This window comes from Streptomyces sp. NPDC008313, assembly GCF_042956125.1.
In the GTDB taxonomy this organism is placed as follows: domain Bacteria; phylum Actinomycetota; class Actinomycetes; order Streptomycetales; family Streptomycetaceae; genus Streptomyces.
In genome coordinates this window covers 317,995-333,767 of record NZ_JBIBFR010000001.1, presented here as the reverse complement: position 1 = coordinate 333,767, position 15,773 = coordinate 317,995, and the positions used below count along the sequence as shown (strand labels likewise).

At 71.7% G+C, this 15,773-nt stretch carries 16 protein-coding genes; 6 read left to right on the top strand and 10 right to left on the bottom strand.

Translation table 11 applies throughout. From position 1 onward, the window contains the following. Positions 1 to 4 precede the first annotated feature (4 nt). Together ACFY93_RS01545 and ACFY93_RS01540 are read left to right on the top strand one after the other, a co-directional pair. Positions 5 to 259, top strand: a complete 255-nt coding sequence (locus tag ACFY93_RS01545) for an SCO4848 family membrane protein (protein ID WP_391352578.1) — start codon at positions 5 to 7, stop codon at positions 257 to 259. Positions 260 to 286: 27 nt separating this feature from the next. Further along, entirely contained in the window at positions 287 to 1,636 is a 1,350-nt protein-coding gene (locus ACFY93_RS01540) for a metallophosphoesterase (RefSeq protein WP_391352577.1), read from the top strand. A gap of 22 nt (positions 1,637 to 1,658) precedes the next feature. Here ACFY93_RS01540 and ACFY93_RS01535 read toward each other — a convergent pair whose 3' ends face one another. The 3 genes from ACFY93_RS01535 to ACFY93_RS01525 form a co-directional block, all read right to left on the bottom strand. Next, complete coding sequence (locus tag ACFY93_RS01535; protein WP_391352575.1) at positions 1,659 to 3,617, bottom strand: sulfatase; 1,959 nt, start codon at positions 3,615 to 3,617, stop codon at positions 1,659 to 1,661. 137 nt (positions 3,618 to 3,754) lie between these two features. Next, complete coding sequence (locus tag ACFY93_RS01530; protein WP_391352574.1) at positions 3,755 to 5,185, bottom strand: ATP-binding protein; 1,431 nt, start codon at positions 5,183 to 5,185, stop codon at positions 3,755 to 3,757. Next, a complete protein-coding gene (locus tag ACFY93_RS01525) occupies positions 5,182 to 5,871 on the bottom strand; it encodes a winged helix-turn-helix domain-containing protein (RefSeq protein ID WP_391352572.1) in 690 nt (229 codons plus the stop codon). The genes ACFY93_RS01530 and ACFY93_RS01525 overlap by 4 nt, the downstream gene beginning before the upstream one ends. A gap of 175 nt (positions 5,872 to 6,046) precedes the next feature. Between ACFY93_RS01525 and ACFY93_RS01520 the strand changes: the two genes are divergently transcribed. Then, complete coding sequence (locus ACFY93_RS01520; RefSeq protein WP_391352959.1) at positions 6,047 to 8,473, top strand: MMPL family transporter; 2,427 nt, start codon at positions 6,047 to 6,049, stop codon at positions 8,471 to 8,473. 18 nt (positions 8,474 to 8,491) lie between these two features. Here the strand turns inward: ACFY93_RS01520 and ACFY93_RS01515 are convergent, their stop codons facing one another. The 5 genes from ACFY93_RS01515 to ACFY93_RS01495 form a co-directional block, all read right to left on the bottom strand. After that, a complete protein-coding gene (locus ACFY93_RS01515; RefSeq protein ID WP_391352571.1) occupies positions 8,492 to 9,106 on the bottom strand; it encodes a Uma2 family endonuclease in 615 nt (204 codons plus the stop codon). Between the two features lie 90 nt (positions 9,107 to 9,196). Then, positions 9,197 to 9,874, bottom strand: coding sequence for a TetR family transcriptional regulator (locus ACFY93_RS01510; protein WP_391352958.1), 678 nt, complete (start codon positions 9,872 to 9,874; stop codon positions 9,197 to 9,199). A gap of 168 nt (positions 9,875 to 10,042) precedes the next feature. Beyond that, complete coding sequence (locus ACFY93_RS01505) at positions 10,043 to 10,546, bottom strand: DCC1-like thiol-disulfide oxidoreductase family protein (protein WP_391352569.1); 504 nt, start codon at positions 10,544 to 10,546, stop codon at positions 10,043 to 10,045. A gap of 5 nt (positions 10,547 to 10,551) precedes the next feature. Then, the gene (locus ACFY93_RS01500) at positions 10,552 to 10,959 is read right to left on the bottom strand and encodes a hypothetical protein (RefSeq protein ID WP_391352568.1); all 408 of its coding nucleotides are present in this window, start codon (positions 10,957 to 10,959) and stop codon (positions 10,552 to 10,554) included. A gap of 106 nt (positions 10,960 to 11,065) precedes the next feature. Next, a complete protein-coding gene (locus tag ACFY93_RS01495; protein ID WP_391352567.1) occupies positions 11,066 to 11,476 on the bottom strand; it encodes a VOC family protein in 411 nt (136 codons plus the stop codon). A 154-nt stretch (positions 11,477 to 11,630) separates the two neighbouring features. Between ACFY93_RS01495 and ACFY93_RS01490 the strand changes: the two genes are divergently transcribed. The 3 genes from ACFY93_RS01490 (at position 11,631) to ACFY93_RS01480 (ending at position 13,087) form a co-directional block, all read left to right on the top strand. Then, positions 11,631 to 12,134 carry an NINE protein gene (locus ACFY93_RS01490; RefSeq protein WP_391352566.1) on the top strand — a complete coding sequence of 168 codons (504 nt, stop codon included), beginning with the start codon at positions 11,631 to 11,633 and terminating at the stop codon, positions 12,132 to 12,134. Then, positions 12,127 to 12,534, top strand: a complete 408-nt coding sequence (locus tag ACFY93_RS01485; protein WP_391352564.1) for a DUF2752 domain-containing protein — start codon at positions 12,127 to 12,129, stop codon at positions 12,532 to 12,534. The genes ACFY93_RS01490 and ACFY93_RS01485 overlap by 8 nt, the downstream gene beginning before the upstream one ends. Positions 12,535 to 12,802: 268 nt before the next feature. Beyond that, a complete protein-coding gene (locus ACFY93_RS01480) occupies positions 12,803 to 13,087 on the top strand; it encodes an NINE protein (RefSeq protein WP_391352563.1) in 285 nt (94 codons plus the stop codon). Between the two features lie 148 nt (positions 13,088 to 13,235). Here the strand turns inward: ACFY93_RS01480 and ACFY93_RS01475 are convergent, their stop codons facing one another. Then, positions 13,236 to 14,015: a succinate dehydrogenase iron-sulfur subunit gene (locus ACFY93_RS01475; protein WP_391352561.1), complete on the bottom strand. Its 780-nt coding sequence runs from the start codon at positions 14,013 to 14,015 to the stop codon at positions 13,236 to 13,238. Continuing rightward, positions 14,015 to 15,769: a succinate dehydrogenase flavoprotein subunit gene (sdhA, locus tag ACFY93_RS01470; protein WP_391352560.1), complete on the bottom strand. Its 1,755-nt coding sequence runs from the start codon at positions 15,767 to 15,769 to the stop codon at positions 14,015 to 14,017. The genes ACFY93_RS01475 and sdhA overlap by 1 nt, the downstream gene beginning before the upstream one ends. Positions 15,770 to 15,773: the final 4 nt, after the last annotated feature.

Sequence of the window (15,773 nt, the reverse complement as noted above, 5' to 3'; positions counted from 1 at the left end):
GCGCATGAAGCTCAGCCGCCCCGTCTCCTGGTTCCTGCTCGCCTTCGGGGTGTGGAGCTGGATCATCTGGGTCACTTTCGTCAAAAACCTCTGGAAGGACGGCAGCGGGCTCGCGTTCGACGACGCGGGCGATCCGACGGCGTACTTCTGGGTGCACCTGACACTCGCGGTCGTCTCCTTTGTTCTTGGGACGGTCGTCGGGGCCATCGGGTTGCGCGGACTGCGCGCACTGCGCCGCACCGGCGCGACGCACCCGTAGGGCACCGGGACACCAGGGGGATCCGCCGTGGTCATCGTCTTCGTACTCGTCGGCCTGGCCGTACTGGCCGCGTTCGCCGCCCTCCACCGGTACGCCTGGTGCCGCCTCGTCCGCGACACCACACGCGGACCGGGCCCCGCCCGCCGGACGGGCACGGCGGTGATCGTCGCCGGGCCCGTGCTGATGTTCGGCGCCCTCGTCGCCGAGCGGGCCGGCGCCCCCTTCTGGCTCCAGCGGACCCTGGGCTGGCCGGGGTTCCTGTGGATGGCGCTGTCACTGTACCTGCTGCTGGCGCTGGTGGCGGGCGAGTTCGTACGTCCGCTGCTGCGGCGCTTCCTGGAGCGCCGGGCGGCGGCGACGGAGCCGGCGGTGCGGGAGACCTCCCCGGCCCCGGCCGGAACGCCCGCCGGGCACGAGCCCGGCGACGAGCCCCGTGACGCGCCCGGCGACGAGCCCGCGGACGGTCCCCCCGCCCCCCTGGACGCCGAGCCGGCGTCACCCGGCGCCGGCCGTACGCCGGCCGGAACCCTCACCTCCGCGGCGGCCTCCGAGCCCTCCCGGCGGCTCTTCGTCTCCCGGGTCGTCGGCGGCGGGGTCGCGGCGGCGGCCGTCGGCACGGTGGGGGACGGCACGTACGGCGTGCTGCGCGGCCCGCGGGTCAAGCGGGTGACCGTGCCGCTGGCCAAGCTGCCGCGCCCGGCGCACGGGTTCCGGATCGCGGTGGTCAGCGACATCCACCTCGGGCCGGTGCTCGGCCGCGGCTTCGCCCAGCGGGTCGTCGACACCATCAACGCCACGCAGCCCGACCTCATCGCGGTCGTCGGCGACCTGGTCGACGGGAGCGTCAAGGACCTCGGGCCGGCCGCCGCGCCGCTCGCCGGGCTGCGGGCCCGGCACGGCGCGTACTTCGTCACCGGGAACCACGAGTACTTCTCCGGCGCCGAGCAGTGGGTCGAGGAGGTGCGCGAGCTGGGACTGCACCCCCTGGAGAACGCGCGCACCGAACTGCCCGGGTTCGACCTGGCCGGCGTCAACGACGTGGCGGGGGAGAGCGAGGGGCACGGACCCGACTTCGGCCGGGCGCTCGGCGACCGGGACCGGGCACGCGCGTGCGTGCTCCTCGCCCACCAGCCCGTCGTCATCGACGACGCCGTACGGTACGGCGTCGACCTCCAGCTCTCCGGCCACACCCACGGCGGCCAGCTCTGGCCCGGCGAGTACGTCGCCGCGCTGGCCAACCCCACGGTCGCCGGACTGGAGCGGTACGGCGACACCCAGCTCTACGTCTCCCGGGGCGCGGGCGCGTGGGGTCCGCCCGTCCGGGTCGGCGCGCCCTCCGACATCACGGTCGTCGAACTGGCGTCCCGGCAGGCCTGAGCACGCGGGTGCCCGCACCGCGTCACTTCGTGCGGCTCGGCTCGCTGCCGTAGGCGCCGAGGAAACGGTCGCGGAAAGTGTCCATCCGCCACTCCGGAGCCGTCTTCCCGGGCTTCAGGCCCTCGCTCCAGCCCCAGCCGGAGATCCGGTCCAGCACCTTCCGGTCGTGGGCCACGATCGCGACCGGCACGTCACGGCCCGCCTTGTCGCCGGTGACGGTCCGGTTGGGCTGGTGGTCGCCGAGGAAGACCAGGACGGTGTTCTTGTCGCCGTACCTGGCCACGTAGTCGGTGAGGCTGGTCACCGAGTACTGGATGGAACGGCGGTACTCGTCCCGGACCCGGGCGGGGTCCTTCCAGACCTCCTTGGGGTCCTTGCCGGCCCGCATGATCGAGTCGTAGACCGAGCCGTCACCGACCTCGTCCCAGCCGATGGTCCTCGGGATCGGCGCCCACGGGTTGTGACTCGACGTCAGGATGATCTCCGACATCAGCGGCTTGCCGTGCTCGCGTCCGTGCTCCAGCCGCTCGAAGGCCGACAGGCTGTACTGGTCGGGCACCGGCGACCAGCTGAACTTCGGTCCCTGGTAGCCGAGCTGCCGGGAGTCGTAGATGTGGTCGAGCCCGAAGAACTTGCCCTCGGGCCAGGCCCGCGTGACGCCCGGCATGATGCCGACGGTCCGCCAGGCGCCGGTGCGGCGGAAGGCGTCGGTGAGGGTCATGCGGTCGCCCGAGGTGAGGTTGCGGTACCGCTGCTGGTTCTTGATCCACAGGCCGGACAGGAAGGTGGAGTGGGCGAGCCAGCTGCCGGCGCCCGCCACGGGGGAGCGGAGATAGGCGCTGCGCGAGGAGAACCCGGCCGCCTCCAGCTCGGCCGTGCTCCCCTTCAGCGTCGCGCCGATCTGCGAGGCCATCGCCGGGTCGTCGATGGCGCTGCGGCCGTAGCTCTCGATGAACGCGAAGATGACGTCCTTGCCGCGCAGTCCGGTCAGCAGCCGGTCCGGAGGGGTGTTCCCGTAGGCGTCGACGGCGGCGACCTTCGCGAACTCCTCCTCGTCCTTCAGCCCGGCCCGTACCGCGTCCACGCGCCTCTCGACCAGCGCGGCCGCACTCCGCGACGCCATCGGCACCCCGGCGACCTCCACGCTCAGCACGGAGCAGGTCATCCAGGCGATGCCGAGGACCAGCAGCGTACGGCTCGCCGTGTGCCGGTGCCGGACCATGAGGTTGCTGATCCGGACGACGGCGAGCGTCGTCAGGGCGAGCACGGCGAGTGCGAGCAGGACCGCCGCGACGGCGGTGAGGGTGGCGCCGGTGGAGCCGATGGAGTCCTTGAGGAACGACTCGGCGTCGTCGAGGAGGATCCAGTCGAGCACCAGGTCGAAGGGGCGGTCGAGGGCCCAGTAGAAGCCCATGTCGAGGAACTTGAGGAGGGTCAGCAGGCCGAGCCCGGCCCCGGCGGCCACGGCGGCCCACCTGCGCCCGCGCGGCGGCAGCGCGAGCAGCAGGGCGGCCCCGAGGACGCCCTCGGCGGGGATGCGGACGAACCGGGCGGGCGTCAGGCGGGTGAGGTCGTTCGGCAGCAGCAGCGCGGCGAACACGAGCGCGAGACACAGCCCGGTCACGCCCCACGCGAGCACCCGCGCCGCCTCGGGATACCGCTCCCGCAGACCCCGCAGACCCCGCAGACCCCGCGGGGCCGGGCGTTCCCCGTCGCCCGCGTCACCCGCGTCGCCCGCCTCTGCGGTCGCGGTCCCGCCTTCGGCGGTCCCGGTCCCGGCGGTCCCGGTCCCGGCGGGTTCGGCCTCTGTGGACTCGGTCTTCCCCTCGGCGGTCCCGCTCCCGGCCTCGGGTTCGGCCTCGCTCTCGCCCTCGGTTCCGGTCTCGGTTCCGGCGTCGGCGTCGGTCTCGGCGGGTTCGTCCGGGGGAGCGGTCTGCCGGTCCGTGTCCGACGGCTGTTCGGAGTGCGTGTTGAGCGACAACCCGGGGGTCCTTCCGTGCGAAACCCGTGGTGGCGTGGCGGACCGGCCGGGCAGGCCGGGGCCGTCGGTTGCCCCTGTGTACGGGCGGCCGGCACTCCGCGTTCAAGCCCCCGCCGAACCCCTGCCCGGCCCTGCGTTCAGTCGGACCGGCGCACCGGAAGGGTGACCGTCACCGCGAGGCCCGCGCCCGGTGCCGTACGGACGGCCACCTCGCCGTCGTGCGCCGCGACCACGCCCTGCACGATGGCCATCCCCAGGCCGCTGCCCGCGCCCCCGCCCACCCGGAAGAACCGGTCGAAGACGCGCGCGGCGTCCTCCTCCGCGAGCCCAGGGCCCTCGTCCACGACAGACAGCCGTACGACCCCGTCCTCGCGCTCCAGCCCCAGCCGCACCGGCACGTCGGCGGGCGTGTGGGTGCGCACGTTGCCGACGAGGTTGCCCAGGACCTGGCGCAGCCCCGACTCGTCGGCGCGCACCATCAGCGCGCCGCCGGCGTCCACGGTCACGGGGCGGCCGGGCTGCTGGGCGCGCAGATCCTCGGCCGCGTCCCGCACCAGCCGGCTCAGGTCGACGTCCCGCAGCCGCAGTTCGGGCCGCTGGTCGAGCCGGGCCAGCACCAGCAGCTCGTCCACGAGCCGGCCCATCCGGTCGACCTCCCCGTTCATCCGGTCCCAGGCCCGCTTGCGTTCGGCGGGCTCGCGCAGCATCCCCTTGTCGTACAACTGGAGGTAGCCGCGGATCGCCGCCAGCGGGGTGCGCAGCTCGTGCGAGGCGTCCGCGACGAAGCGGCGGAGCTGGGAGGCGCTGCGCTCGCGCGTGCGGTAGGCGGACTCGACCTGGTGGAGCATCGAGTTGAGGGCGAGCCGCAGCTGCTCCACCTCCTCGGTCGGGTGGTGGCTGGAGGGCACGCGGCGGGTCAGGTCGCCCTCGGCGATCGCCGACGACGTCTCCACCATGTCCTCCAGCGGCCGCAGCCGGCGGCTCACGCTGACCATCGTGAGCGCGGCGAGCAGCGTCAGCAGCAGTGTTCCGGAGGCCAGATCGAGCTTCAGCGCCTTGCCGACGCCCTTGTGGAGCGCGTCGGTCGACGCGGCGAGCAGGACGACGGTGCCGTCGTCGAGCCGGGTCCCGGTGACCCGGTACGGGGTGCCGCGCACGCTGACATCGTGCGGCTCGGGGTCGGCGGCCAGCGCGTCCGGGTCGTGCACGGCCGAGGCGAGCGCCCGCTGCGTCGAGGTCGGCTCGAACCCGGCGACGCTCACGCTCCTGCCCTGCCGGTCGACGGCCGTGAAGAGGGAGCCGGGGTCCGTATCGCCCCCGGACCGCGGGTCCATCATGTCGTGGAGGGCGGTCAGCGCGCTCAGCGAGTCGATCTGCCGCAGGGTGATCCGGCTGCCGCCGATCCCGTCCCGGGTCCTGAGGAGCTCCGCGTCGATCTGGTCGATCAGATAGTGCCGCATCCCCATCAGGCTCACGGCGGTGGCCACGACGATGCCCAGGGCCAGCACGCCCACGTTCGCCAGGGTCAGCTGGGAGCGCAGTGAGTGGATCCCGCCCCGGCGCCTCATGCCAGCCCGTACCCGACGCCCCGCCGGGTCTGGATCACCGGCGGGCCGAGCACGGCGAGCTTGCGCCGCAGATAGCTGATGTACGTTTCCACCACCGTGGACTCGGCCGGATGCTCGTACTGCCAGACGTGCCGCAGCAGTTGCTCCTTGGGCACGATCCGCCCGCCGTTGCGGACGAGGAAACGCAGCAGCGCGTACTCGGTGGGCGTCAGCTCGACCGTGCGGCCCGCGCGGTGCACGCGGTAGGTCGTCTCGTCCAGCTCCAGGTCCCCGTACCGCAGGGGCGGCCGTTGCGGCAGGACGTCGGCGGGCCGCGTACGGCGCAGTACGGCGATGATGCGGGCGACCACCTCGTCGATGTTGAACGGCTTGGTGATGTAGTCGTCGCCGAAGCCGAGCGCGCCGACGACCTCGGCGGGCGCGTCGCGCGCAGTGAGGAAGACGAGCGCCAGGTCCGGCCACCGGGACCGCAGTTCGCGGCCCAGCGCGCGGCCGTCGCCGTCCGGCAGCATCACGTCGAGGAGCGCCGCGTCGGGCGTGGTGCGTCCGGCGAGGGCGAGCGCCTCCTGGACCGTGCCCGCGGTCATCACCTCGAAACGGTGGTAGCGCAGGGCGATGGTGAGGACGTCCGCGATGCTCGGCTCGTCCTCGACGACCAGCACGGTGGCCCCCTCGTGAGCTGTCATGGCCTCCAGTATCCGTGCGGGCGCCGCCCCGCGGGCCGGTCGTTGCCTTGGAGTTCCTTGAGAGTCATGGCCGGGTCGTGTCCCCGCGCGCCCGGTGCCGTCGATGCTTCCTGGAGGACCTGGGGGACCGACCGACCTTTCGCATGGCGGACAAGGAGTGTTGAGCGTGGCGACATTGGCACGGTGGTGCTACCGGCACCGGCTGGTGGTCCTGTTGTTGTGGGTGGGGGCGTTGTTCGGTCTGGGGGTCGCGGGGACCACCGCGGGCACCGACTACGCGAACACCTTCTCCCTTCCGGACACGGACTCCAAGAGCGCGTACGACCTGATGGAGAAGGCCTTCCCGGAGCGGTCGGGCGACACCGACACGGTGGTGTGGAAGGTCGAGGAGGGAACCGTCCGGGACGCCTCGGTGCGGTCGCGGATCGAGCCCGCGCTCGCGGAGATCGGCCGGATGAAGGGCGTCGGTGACGTCACCGGCCCGTACAACGCCCGGGGCGCGGCGCAGATCAGCGAGGACGGGCACATCGCCTACGCGCAGATCACCTTCGCCGAACAGGCGGACTCGGTACCGAAGGAGCTGGTGCAGGACGTCGTCGACACCGCTCAGGACGCCGGACGGGACGGCCTGCGCGTCGAGTTGGGCGGCCAGGCGATCACCCGTGTCCAGGAGCCGCCGACCGGCATCGCCGAGATGGTGGGCATCGTGGCGGCCGCCGTCGTCCTCTTCCTGGCCTTCGGCTCGCTCCTCGCGATGCTGCTGCCGATCGTCATCGCCGTGTTCGGCGTCGGCTCCGGCATGTTCGCCACGCAGCTGCTCAGCCATGTCACCAACGTGCCCGAACTCGCCTCGCTGCTCGCCACGCTGATCGGGCTCGGCGTCGGCATCGACTACGCGCTGTTCATCGTCACCCGGCACCGGCGCGGCATCCTGCGGGGCGAGAGCCCCGAGGACGCGGCGGTGACCGCCCTCAACACCTCGGGCCGGGCCGTCCTGTTCGCGGGCGGCACGGTGTGCATCGCGCTCGCCGGGATGCTGGTGATGAACCTGCGCTTCCTGGACGGCGTGGTCATCGGCACCTCGCTCACGGTGGTGCTGAGCGTGCTCGCCGCCGTCACCCTGCTGCCCGCGCTGCTCGGCCTGCTCGGCACCCGGGTCCTCAGCCGCCGCCAGCGGCGCGCGCTCGCCGCGCACGGCCCGCGCACTCAGGCGGCGAGCGGCATCGCGGCGCGCTGGTCGGCGACCGTCGAGCGGCAGCCCCGGTCGGTCGCGGTGCTGGCCGTCGTGGTGATGGCGGTGCTCGCGCTGCCGCTGCTGTCGCTGCGCCTCGGCACGACCGACCAGGGCAACGACAAGGAGGCCACGACGACCCGGCAGGCGTACGACCTGCTCGCCGAGGGCTTCGGGCCCGGGTTCAACGGCCCGCTCCAGGTCGTCACCCAGGGCGGCGACACCACCGCCCTGGTCGCCGGCATCAAGGCGACCGAGTCGGTCGCCCAGGTCGCCGCGCTGCCGCCCGCCCGGGGCGTCACGGTCATCCAGGTCGTGCCGAGCACCTCTCCGCAGTCCGTGGAGACGGACCGGCTCATCGACACCCTGCGCGACGAGGTGATCCCCGAAGCGGGGGTGAGTGCCCACGTCGGCGGGGTCACGGCCGTGTCCAAGGACTTCGCGTCGGTGACCGGTGACCGGTTGCCGTACTTCATCGCGACGATCATCGGCCTCGGCTTCCTGCTCCTGCTGGTCGCCTTCCGCTCCCTGGTCGTCCCGCTGACGGCGGCCGTCATGAACCTGGTCGCCGCCGCGGCGTCCTTCGGCGTGCTCGTCGCGGTCTTCCAGTGGGGCTGGGGCCTGGATCTGCTCGGCCTCGGCAAGGAGGGCCCGGTCAACGCCTATCTGCCGGTGATCATGCTCTCGCTGCTCTTCGGCCTCTCCATGGACTACCAGGTGTTCCTGGTGAGCCGGATGCACGAGGAGTGGGTGCACACCGGGGACAACGCGCGCGCGGTCCGGGTGGGCCTCGCGGAGACCAGCCGGGTCATCAACTCCGCCGCCCTGATCATGGTCTGCGTGTTCCTCGCGTTCGTGCTGAGCGGCGACCTGGGCGCGGCGATGGCGGGCGTCGGCCTCGCGGCGGCGGTCGCACTGGACGCGTTCATCCTGCGTACGGCGCTGGTGCCGGCCGCGATGCATCTGCTGGGGCGCGCCAACTGGTGGCTGCCGGCGGGCCTGGAGAAGCGGCTGCCGCACCTGGCGGTCGAGCCGGCCGAGGAGGCCCGGCCGAGCGGGGCCGTCCCCGTTCCCGGTGAGACGTCCGCGACGGGGGCGACGGCCGTCCACGGCCTGGTCCGCGACGCCGACGGCGGACCGGTCGGCGGAGCCGTGCTGACGCTGATGTCCAAGGGCGGGCGGCAGCTCGACCGCGTGGTGTCGCTGGCCGACGGCTCCTACATCGCGTCGGCTCCGTCACCGGGCACCTATCTGCTGGCCGTGTCGGCTCCCTCGTACGCGGCTCACGCCCGGCATGTCGCCGTGTCCGACGAGCCCCTGGTGCACGACGTCGAACTGACGGCGGCGGACGAGGTGGACGCGGTCGGCTAGGACACGTGCCGGCTTCCGTTAGCCCTTCTTCTGCGCGGTCCTGAGGATCTGCTCCACGTCGAGCGTGACCTTGGCGCCGATGGAGTCGGGCAGGGTGACGAGCTCGCCGGGGGCATGGGGGCGGTGGTTCTCGTAACCACCGTCCACCGGGTCCGTCAGGACGTGCAGGCGGCTGTGCTTGCGGTCGACGATGACGTAGACCGGAATTCTGGCCTCGGCGTAGGCGGCGACCTTGGTCTTGAGGTCGTTCTTCCAGTTCTTGGACGTGACCTCAAGAACAAGGCGGAAGCAGACGGGGTCGTAGGCGTTGTTCTCGACGAGGTGGTCCTCGACATCGGCATCCACCACCACGAGGTCGGGGATGGCGTAGTCCTCGCTGTCGGTGGGAAGCCAGAGACCGATGCCCTGGAGGACTTCTGTCTCGCCGTCGTCCAGTCCCGCGTCGATGAACGGGCGCATGAGCTTGGTCAGGGCACGGGCGTGGGCCACGTCCGGGGCGGGGGTCACGAGGAGGTAGCCTCCGATGATCTCGACGCGGTAGCCCGGATGGCGCTCCATGATCTCGTCGGCGATGGCCGTCAGAGTGACCGGCTCGTCGTCGTGAAAGGGCTGCTCGACGGCTGCAGCGGACATCGCGTGCCTCCCGTGGGCTGGTGTCGAGACCATCATCGTAGGCAGACCGGGCCTCGAAGGCCCCCTTCACACCGGTTCACCCGGAAGTGATCACTCGGCCGCTCGCCCGCCGGCTGCCGGGCGCTTGCCGGCAGCCGGGTCCGGCAGCGCCTTCGTCATCCCCGGCAGGAAGTCCGTGAACAGCTCGTGCACCTCGTGGACGAGGGGGCGCAGGACGCGGAAGCGGGCCAGGGAGACGCCGCGGGTGGTGATGCGGGCGCCGCGCTCGGCGAGGCGGTAGCTGCGCTCGCGGCCCTCGGTGCGGTCGAAGACCCAGTACAGGACGAGGCCCATCTGGGAGAGCCACAGCAACTCGGGGAGGATGTCGCGCAGTTCCTCCGGCACCTTGGCCTTCGATCCGGCCAGCACCTCGCGGTGGACGCTGATGGCCTCCACGCGCGCGTGCTCCGACTCGGGGGAGAAGGGGCTGAGCGGGCTGTCCGGGTCGGCGGCGTTCTTGAAGAACTGCACGGCGAACTCGTGGTACGGCTCGGCGATCTCCAGCCAGGCCTTCAGCACCCCGGAGATCCGGGCCTCCAGGTCCCGCTCCTGGTCCAGGACCTCGCGGACGGCCACCTGGTGTTCGGCGGCGATCCGGTCGTAGAAGCCCTGGATCAGGTGTTCCTTGCCGGCGAAGTAGTAGTAGGCGTTGCCCACGGAGACACCGGCCTCCTTGGCGATGGCCCGCATCGTCGTCTTGTCGTACCCCCGCTCCTGGAAGAGCCGCATCGCCGTCTCCAGGATGAGGGCGCGGGTCTGCTCGCTCTTGGCGAGACCCTTGTGGGGGCCTGCTGGAGCGTTCGCCGGGGCGGTCTCGGAGGCACTCCCGGTGGGAGCGCCCCCCTCGTCCCCGGCGCTGGGGCTGTCCTTGGCTTCGGATGCTGGCACGTGTCGAGCCTAACCAGTGGAGCAGGCGCCGCTGTCACAGCCGGCGGGGTCGTACGACCATCCCCGCCGCGGGTCGTACGTCCACCCGTCCCCCCGCCGGTAGGCGGTCCCGCCCCACCGGTCCGCCGTGTGCGCCTGGCGCCACTTGGCCGCGGCCAGCACCGCGCCCCTGGCGAGGGCGGCACCGGCCGGGGTGCTCAGCCGGTGGGCGAGCGACCGGTACTCGCGCAGTGCCCACAGGCACACGACCCAGGCGGCGGGCCCCCGGTAGACCTGCCCGCCGTCCCCCACGACGGTGATCTCGTCGAGGGTGGCCCGGTGGTCGAGGCCCGGGAAGCGGCGCCGGGCGTCCTCGGAGCCCGCGGGCACGAGGTCGAGGGGCACCAGCTGCCGCTGCCGTACGAGCCAGTCGCGCACGAAGGCGCAGAGCGAGCACCGGGCGTCGTACAGGACGGTGAGCCCGCGGACCGGGACGCGCGCGGCGCCCCGGCCGGCGGTGGCCTCGGCGGCCATCGGGCTCAGGCCCCGGCCGTCGGCGCGACCCAGCCCTGCGGGGCGACCGGCGGGAGCTGCTCCCGCTCCATGACACCCCGGCGGCGGATCCGGTTGAGGATGTAGACGTTCCCCAGGTGCATCACGCCGAGCACCAGCAGCACCACGCCGAGCTTGGTCGACAGCGCCTCGAACACCTCACGCGTGGTGTGGATGACGGTGTCGTCGCTCAGATACAGCGCGACGAAGCCGAGGTTGACGAGGTAGAAGCCGACCACCAGCAGGTGGTTGACGGCGTCGGCGAGCTTCTCGTTGCCCTGGAGGACGTCGGCGAGGAAGATCCGCCCGTTCTTGCTGAGCGTGCGCGCGACCCAGACGGTCAGTCCGATGCTGACGACCAGGTAGACGACGTACGAGACCACTGTGAGATCCATGTCCCACCCCTTCGGAAAGTGCCCCTGAGCACTCTTGAACGTGTTCAAAAGCTTGACTGGGCATGACAGTAGCCCGCTTTTTGAACGTGTTCAAGTCGAGAGGGGTTCAGCGCACCCGCGCCAGCTCCGGCCGTTTGCCGTAGTCGGTGAACCCGAGGACGTTGCCCCACGGGTCGGCGAACTCGACGGTCCACCCGGTGGCGCCGGGGAAGGGGTCGTCGAGGAGGCGGACGCCGGCGGCGGTCAGCGCCGAGGCCGCGGCCCTCGCGTCGGCGACCTCCAGCCACACCCGGGGCGAGGCCCACTCCGGCGGCCGCACCGCGTGCTCCGACTCCAGGCGGAGCAGCAGTCCGGGGGACTCCTTGCCCACGCTCAGCAGCGCGATCCCGGCCTCGTCGAGCCGGAAAGCCAGGGGGAAGCCCGCCCGCCCGTAGAACGCCACCGCCGCGTCCAGGTCCCCGACGGGCAGCAGGACGTTGTCGAAACCGAGCAGCTCGTACGACTCATCATCTGACATTCCGTCACGGTAGGCCCGTCCCGTCCGGCCCCGGGGGAGGACCGGCCCCCGGGTCACTCGTTGGGACCCGGATGCGCCGCCGGGCGCGCCCTCCTGCAAGATGACGTGATCGCCGCGCCAGCGCGTCCCCGCACCAGAACTCGGAGCCACAGCCTTGAGCGAACAGCCCTCCCAGTCCCCGCCGCCGCACCAGCCCCCGAACCAGCCCCCGGGATACGGGTATCCGCAGCAGGCGGCCGGACCCCACGGGTACGGCGCCGGGCCCGGCGCGCAGGCGCCGGGTGCCGCCCCGTACGGCAGCACCCCGCCGCCGTACAGCGGTCCGTACGGCTACCAGCAGCCCGGTGGCTACCAGCAGCCCGGCGGCTACCCGCCCGGCCCCGTGCCGCCCGGGACCTACACCGGTGACCCGAACGCGCCCTACGGCTACGACCCGTTCGGCCGCCCGTACTCCGACAAGTCGAAGATCGTCGCCGGTGTCCTCCAGCTGACCCTGGGCACCCTGGGCATCGGCCGCTTCTACATGGGAAGCGTCGGCATAGGCATCGCCCAGCTCTTCACCTGCGGAGGGATGGGCATCTGGGCGCTCATCGACGGCATCCTGCTGCTCACCGGCAACGACGCCCAGGACGGGCAGGGCCGGATCCTGCGTGGCTGACTCCGTCACCGGACCGGCCGCAGCCCTGCGGCACCCGGCGGCGGCACCTTTCGGGGTGCTCGCCGCCGGTCTCGCCGGTGCCGGATACCTCTACACCACCGACCCGCACGAGCCGGGGCACCTGCTGCCCGGCTGCCCGTTCCGGGCCGTCACCGGACTGCTCTGCCCGGCCTGCGGCGGGACGCGCATGGTCTACGACCTGATGCACGGTCAGTTCGCCGGCGCCTGGCTCGACAACCGGATGCTGCTGCTCGCCTCGCCCCTCGCGCTGGGCCTGTTGGGGCGCTGGTTCGTCGAGGGGGTGCGGGGCAGACGCTGGCGGCCCCGGCTGGGCACGCGCACGCAGGCGGTGATGCTCGCGGCGGCCGTCGCGTGGACCGTCGCGCGCAACGTCGTCTGACGGCTCGTACGCCTGACGGTTCATATGCCTGACGGATCGTGCGTCTGGCGGTTCGTGCCTCCGATGGTTCGTACGTGTGATCGCCCGTACGTTTGATCACGGAATCGGAACGATCAACGCCTGTCCCTCCCCCCGGCCCCACCTGCTTCTTTACGCTTCCATGACCCGGGGGGGTTGATTCGAACACGACATCTGTCGTGCGCTCCCGCCTGGGCTCCCGCCGGCGCAACTCGCTCCGGCCTCCCCAGTTCCATCAGGAGCGTTCTCCATGACTGTCCCCACCCCCGGCGCCCCGTACGGCAACCCCGCGGCCCCCTACGGCGTCGACCCGCTGGGCCGCCCGTACTCCGACAAGTCGAAGATCGTCGCCGGTGTCCTCCAGCTCTTCCTCGGTTGCTTCGGTGTCGGGCGTTTCTACGTCGGCTCCGTCGGCGTCGGCGTCGCGCAGCTCCTCACCTGCGGTGGCCTGGGCTTCTGGGCGCTCATCGACGGCATCATCTTCCTGACCAGCAACGACCGCACCGACAAGGACGGCCGCGTCCTGCGCGGCTGACCCCGGCCTGTCCCGGCAGACCCCGCCTGTCCCGGCCGCTCGCCGGCGGGTCCGCTGCCGGGCGTACCGCCGGCGCGGACACGCGAAAGCCCCGCTCCTCGACGGAGCGGGGCTTTCGCCGGTCCTGGCCCAGCGGCCGGGGCGGGTCTCAGAAGCGACGCGTGATCAGCGCGCGCTTCACTTCCGCGATCGCCTTGGTGACCTCGATACCGCGCGGGCAGGCGTCCGTGCAGTTGAACGTCGTGCGGCAGCGCCACACGCCGTCCTTGTCGTTGAGGATCTCCAGGCGCTGCTCCCCGGCCTCGTCACGCGAGTCGAAGATGAAGCGGTGGGCGTTGACGATGGCGGCCGGACCGAAGTACTGGCCGTCGTTCCAGAACACCGGGCACGAGGAGGTGCAGGCGGCGCAGAGGATGCACTTCGTCGTGTCGTCGAAGCGCTCGCGGTCCTCGGCGGTCTGCAGACGCTCGCGCGTCGGCTCGTTGGTGTCCTTCGTGATGAGGAAGGGCATCACGTCGCGGTACGCCTGGAAGAACGGCTCCATGTCCACGACCAGGTCCTTGAGGACCGTCAGGCCCTTGATGGCCTCGACCGTGATGGGCTTCTCGGGACTGATGTCCTTGATCAGCGTCTTGCAGGCGAGCCGGTTCTTGCCGTTGATCCGCATGGCGTCGGAGCCGCAGATGCCGTGCGCGCAGGAACGGCGGAAGGTCAGGCTTCCGTCCAGGTCCCACTTGATCTTGTGCAGGGCGTCGAGGACGCGTTCCTTCGGGTCGATCTCCAGCTGGAAGTCCTGCCAGACCGCCTCGGCCGAGGCCTCGGGGTTGAACCGGCGGATCCGGAAGGTGACCGTGATGTACGGGCTGTCGGCGAAGCCGGGCTCGGGGGCGCCGGCCGCGTCCGCCTTGTCGAGGGTCGGGGTAGCCATCAGTACTTACGCTCCATCGGCTGGTAGCGGGTCTGGACGACCGGCTTGTAGTCGAGCCGGATCGACTCGGTGCCGTCGTCGCCCACCTCGCGGTACGCCATGGTGTGGCGCATGAAGTTGACGTCGTCGCGGTTCGGGTAGTCCTCGCGGTAGTGACCGCCGCGGGACTCCTTGCGGGCGAGCGCGGAGACGGCCATGACCTCGGCCAGGTCGAGCAGGTTGCCCAGCTCGATGGCCTCCAGCAGGTCCGTGTTGAACCGCTTGCCCTTGTCCTGGATCGAGACGTTCCGGTAGCGGGCGCGGAGTTCGGCGATCTTCTCCACGGCCGTCTTGATCGTCTGCTCGGTCCGGAACACCATGACGTTGGCGTCCATCGTCTCCTGCAGCTCCCGGCGGATGTCGGCCACCCGCTCGGTGCCCGTCGCCGAGCGCAGCCGCTCGACCTGGGAGACGACCAGCGACGCCGGGTCCTCGGGCAGCTCGACGAAGTCGGCCTTGACCGAGTACTCGGCGGCGGCGATGCCGGCCCGCTTGCCGAAGACGTTGATGTCCAGCAGCGAGTTGGTGCCGAGGCGGTTGGCGCCGTGCACGGAGACGCAGGCGACCTCGCCGGCCGCGTACAGGCCCGGGACGACGGTGGTGTTGTCGCTCAGCACCTCGCCCTGGACGTTCGTCGGGATGCCGCCCATGGCGTAGTGCGCGGTCGGCTGGATCGGGATCGGGTCCGTGTAGGGCTCGATGCCGAGGTAGGTCCGCGCGAACTCCGTGATGTCGGGCAGCTTGGCGTCCAGCTGCTCCGGCGGGAGGTGGGTGAGGTCCAGGTAGACGTGGTCGCCCTCGGGACCGCAGCCCCGGCCCTCGCGGATCTCCGTGTAGATGGAGCGCGAGACGACGTCACGGGACGCGAGGTCCTTCATGACCGGCGCGTACTTCTCCATGAAGCGCTCGCCGTCCTTGTTGCGGAGGATGCCGCCCTCACCGCGGGCGCCCTCCGTCAGCAGGATGCCCATGCGCCAGATGCCGGTCGGGTGGAACTGGAAGAACTCCATGTCCTCCAGCGGCAGCCCGCGGCGGTAGACGGCGGCCTGGCCGTCACCGGTCAGCGTGTGCGCGTTCGACGTCACCTTGAAGAACTTGCCGGTGCCGCCGGACGCGTAGATCACGGCCTTCGCCTGGAAGACGTGGATCTCGCCGGTGGCCAGCTCGTAGGCCACCACGCCCGCCGAGCGCTTGACGCCGTCGACCTCGGTGATCAGCTGGTCCAGGACGTAGAACTCGTTGAAGAACTCCACGCCCTCCTTGACGCAGTTCTGGTACAGCGTCTGGAGGATCATGTGGCCGGTGCGGTCCGCGGCGTAGCAGGACCGGCGGACCGGGGCCTCGCCGTGGTTGCGGGAGTGACCGCCGAAGCGGCGCTGGTCGATCGTGCCGTTCGGGGTGCGGTTGAACGGCAGGCCCATCTTCTCCAGGTCGAGGACCGAGTCGATGGCCTCCTTCGCCAGGATCTCCGCGGCGTCCTGGTCGACCAGGTAGTCGCCGCCCTTGACCGTGTCGAAGGTGTGCCACTCCCAGTTGTCCTCCTCCACGTTGGCGAGCGCGGCGGCCATGCCGCCCTGCGCCGCGCCCGTGTGGGAGCGGGTGGGGTAGAGCTTCGTCAGCACGGCGGTGCGGCTGCGCTTCGTGGACTCGATGGCCGCGCGCATGCCCGCGCCACCGGCGCCGACGATGACGGTGTCGTACTTGTGGATCTTCATGATT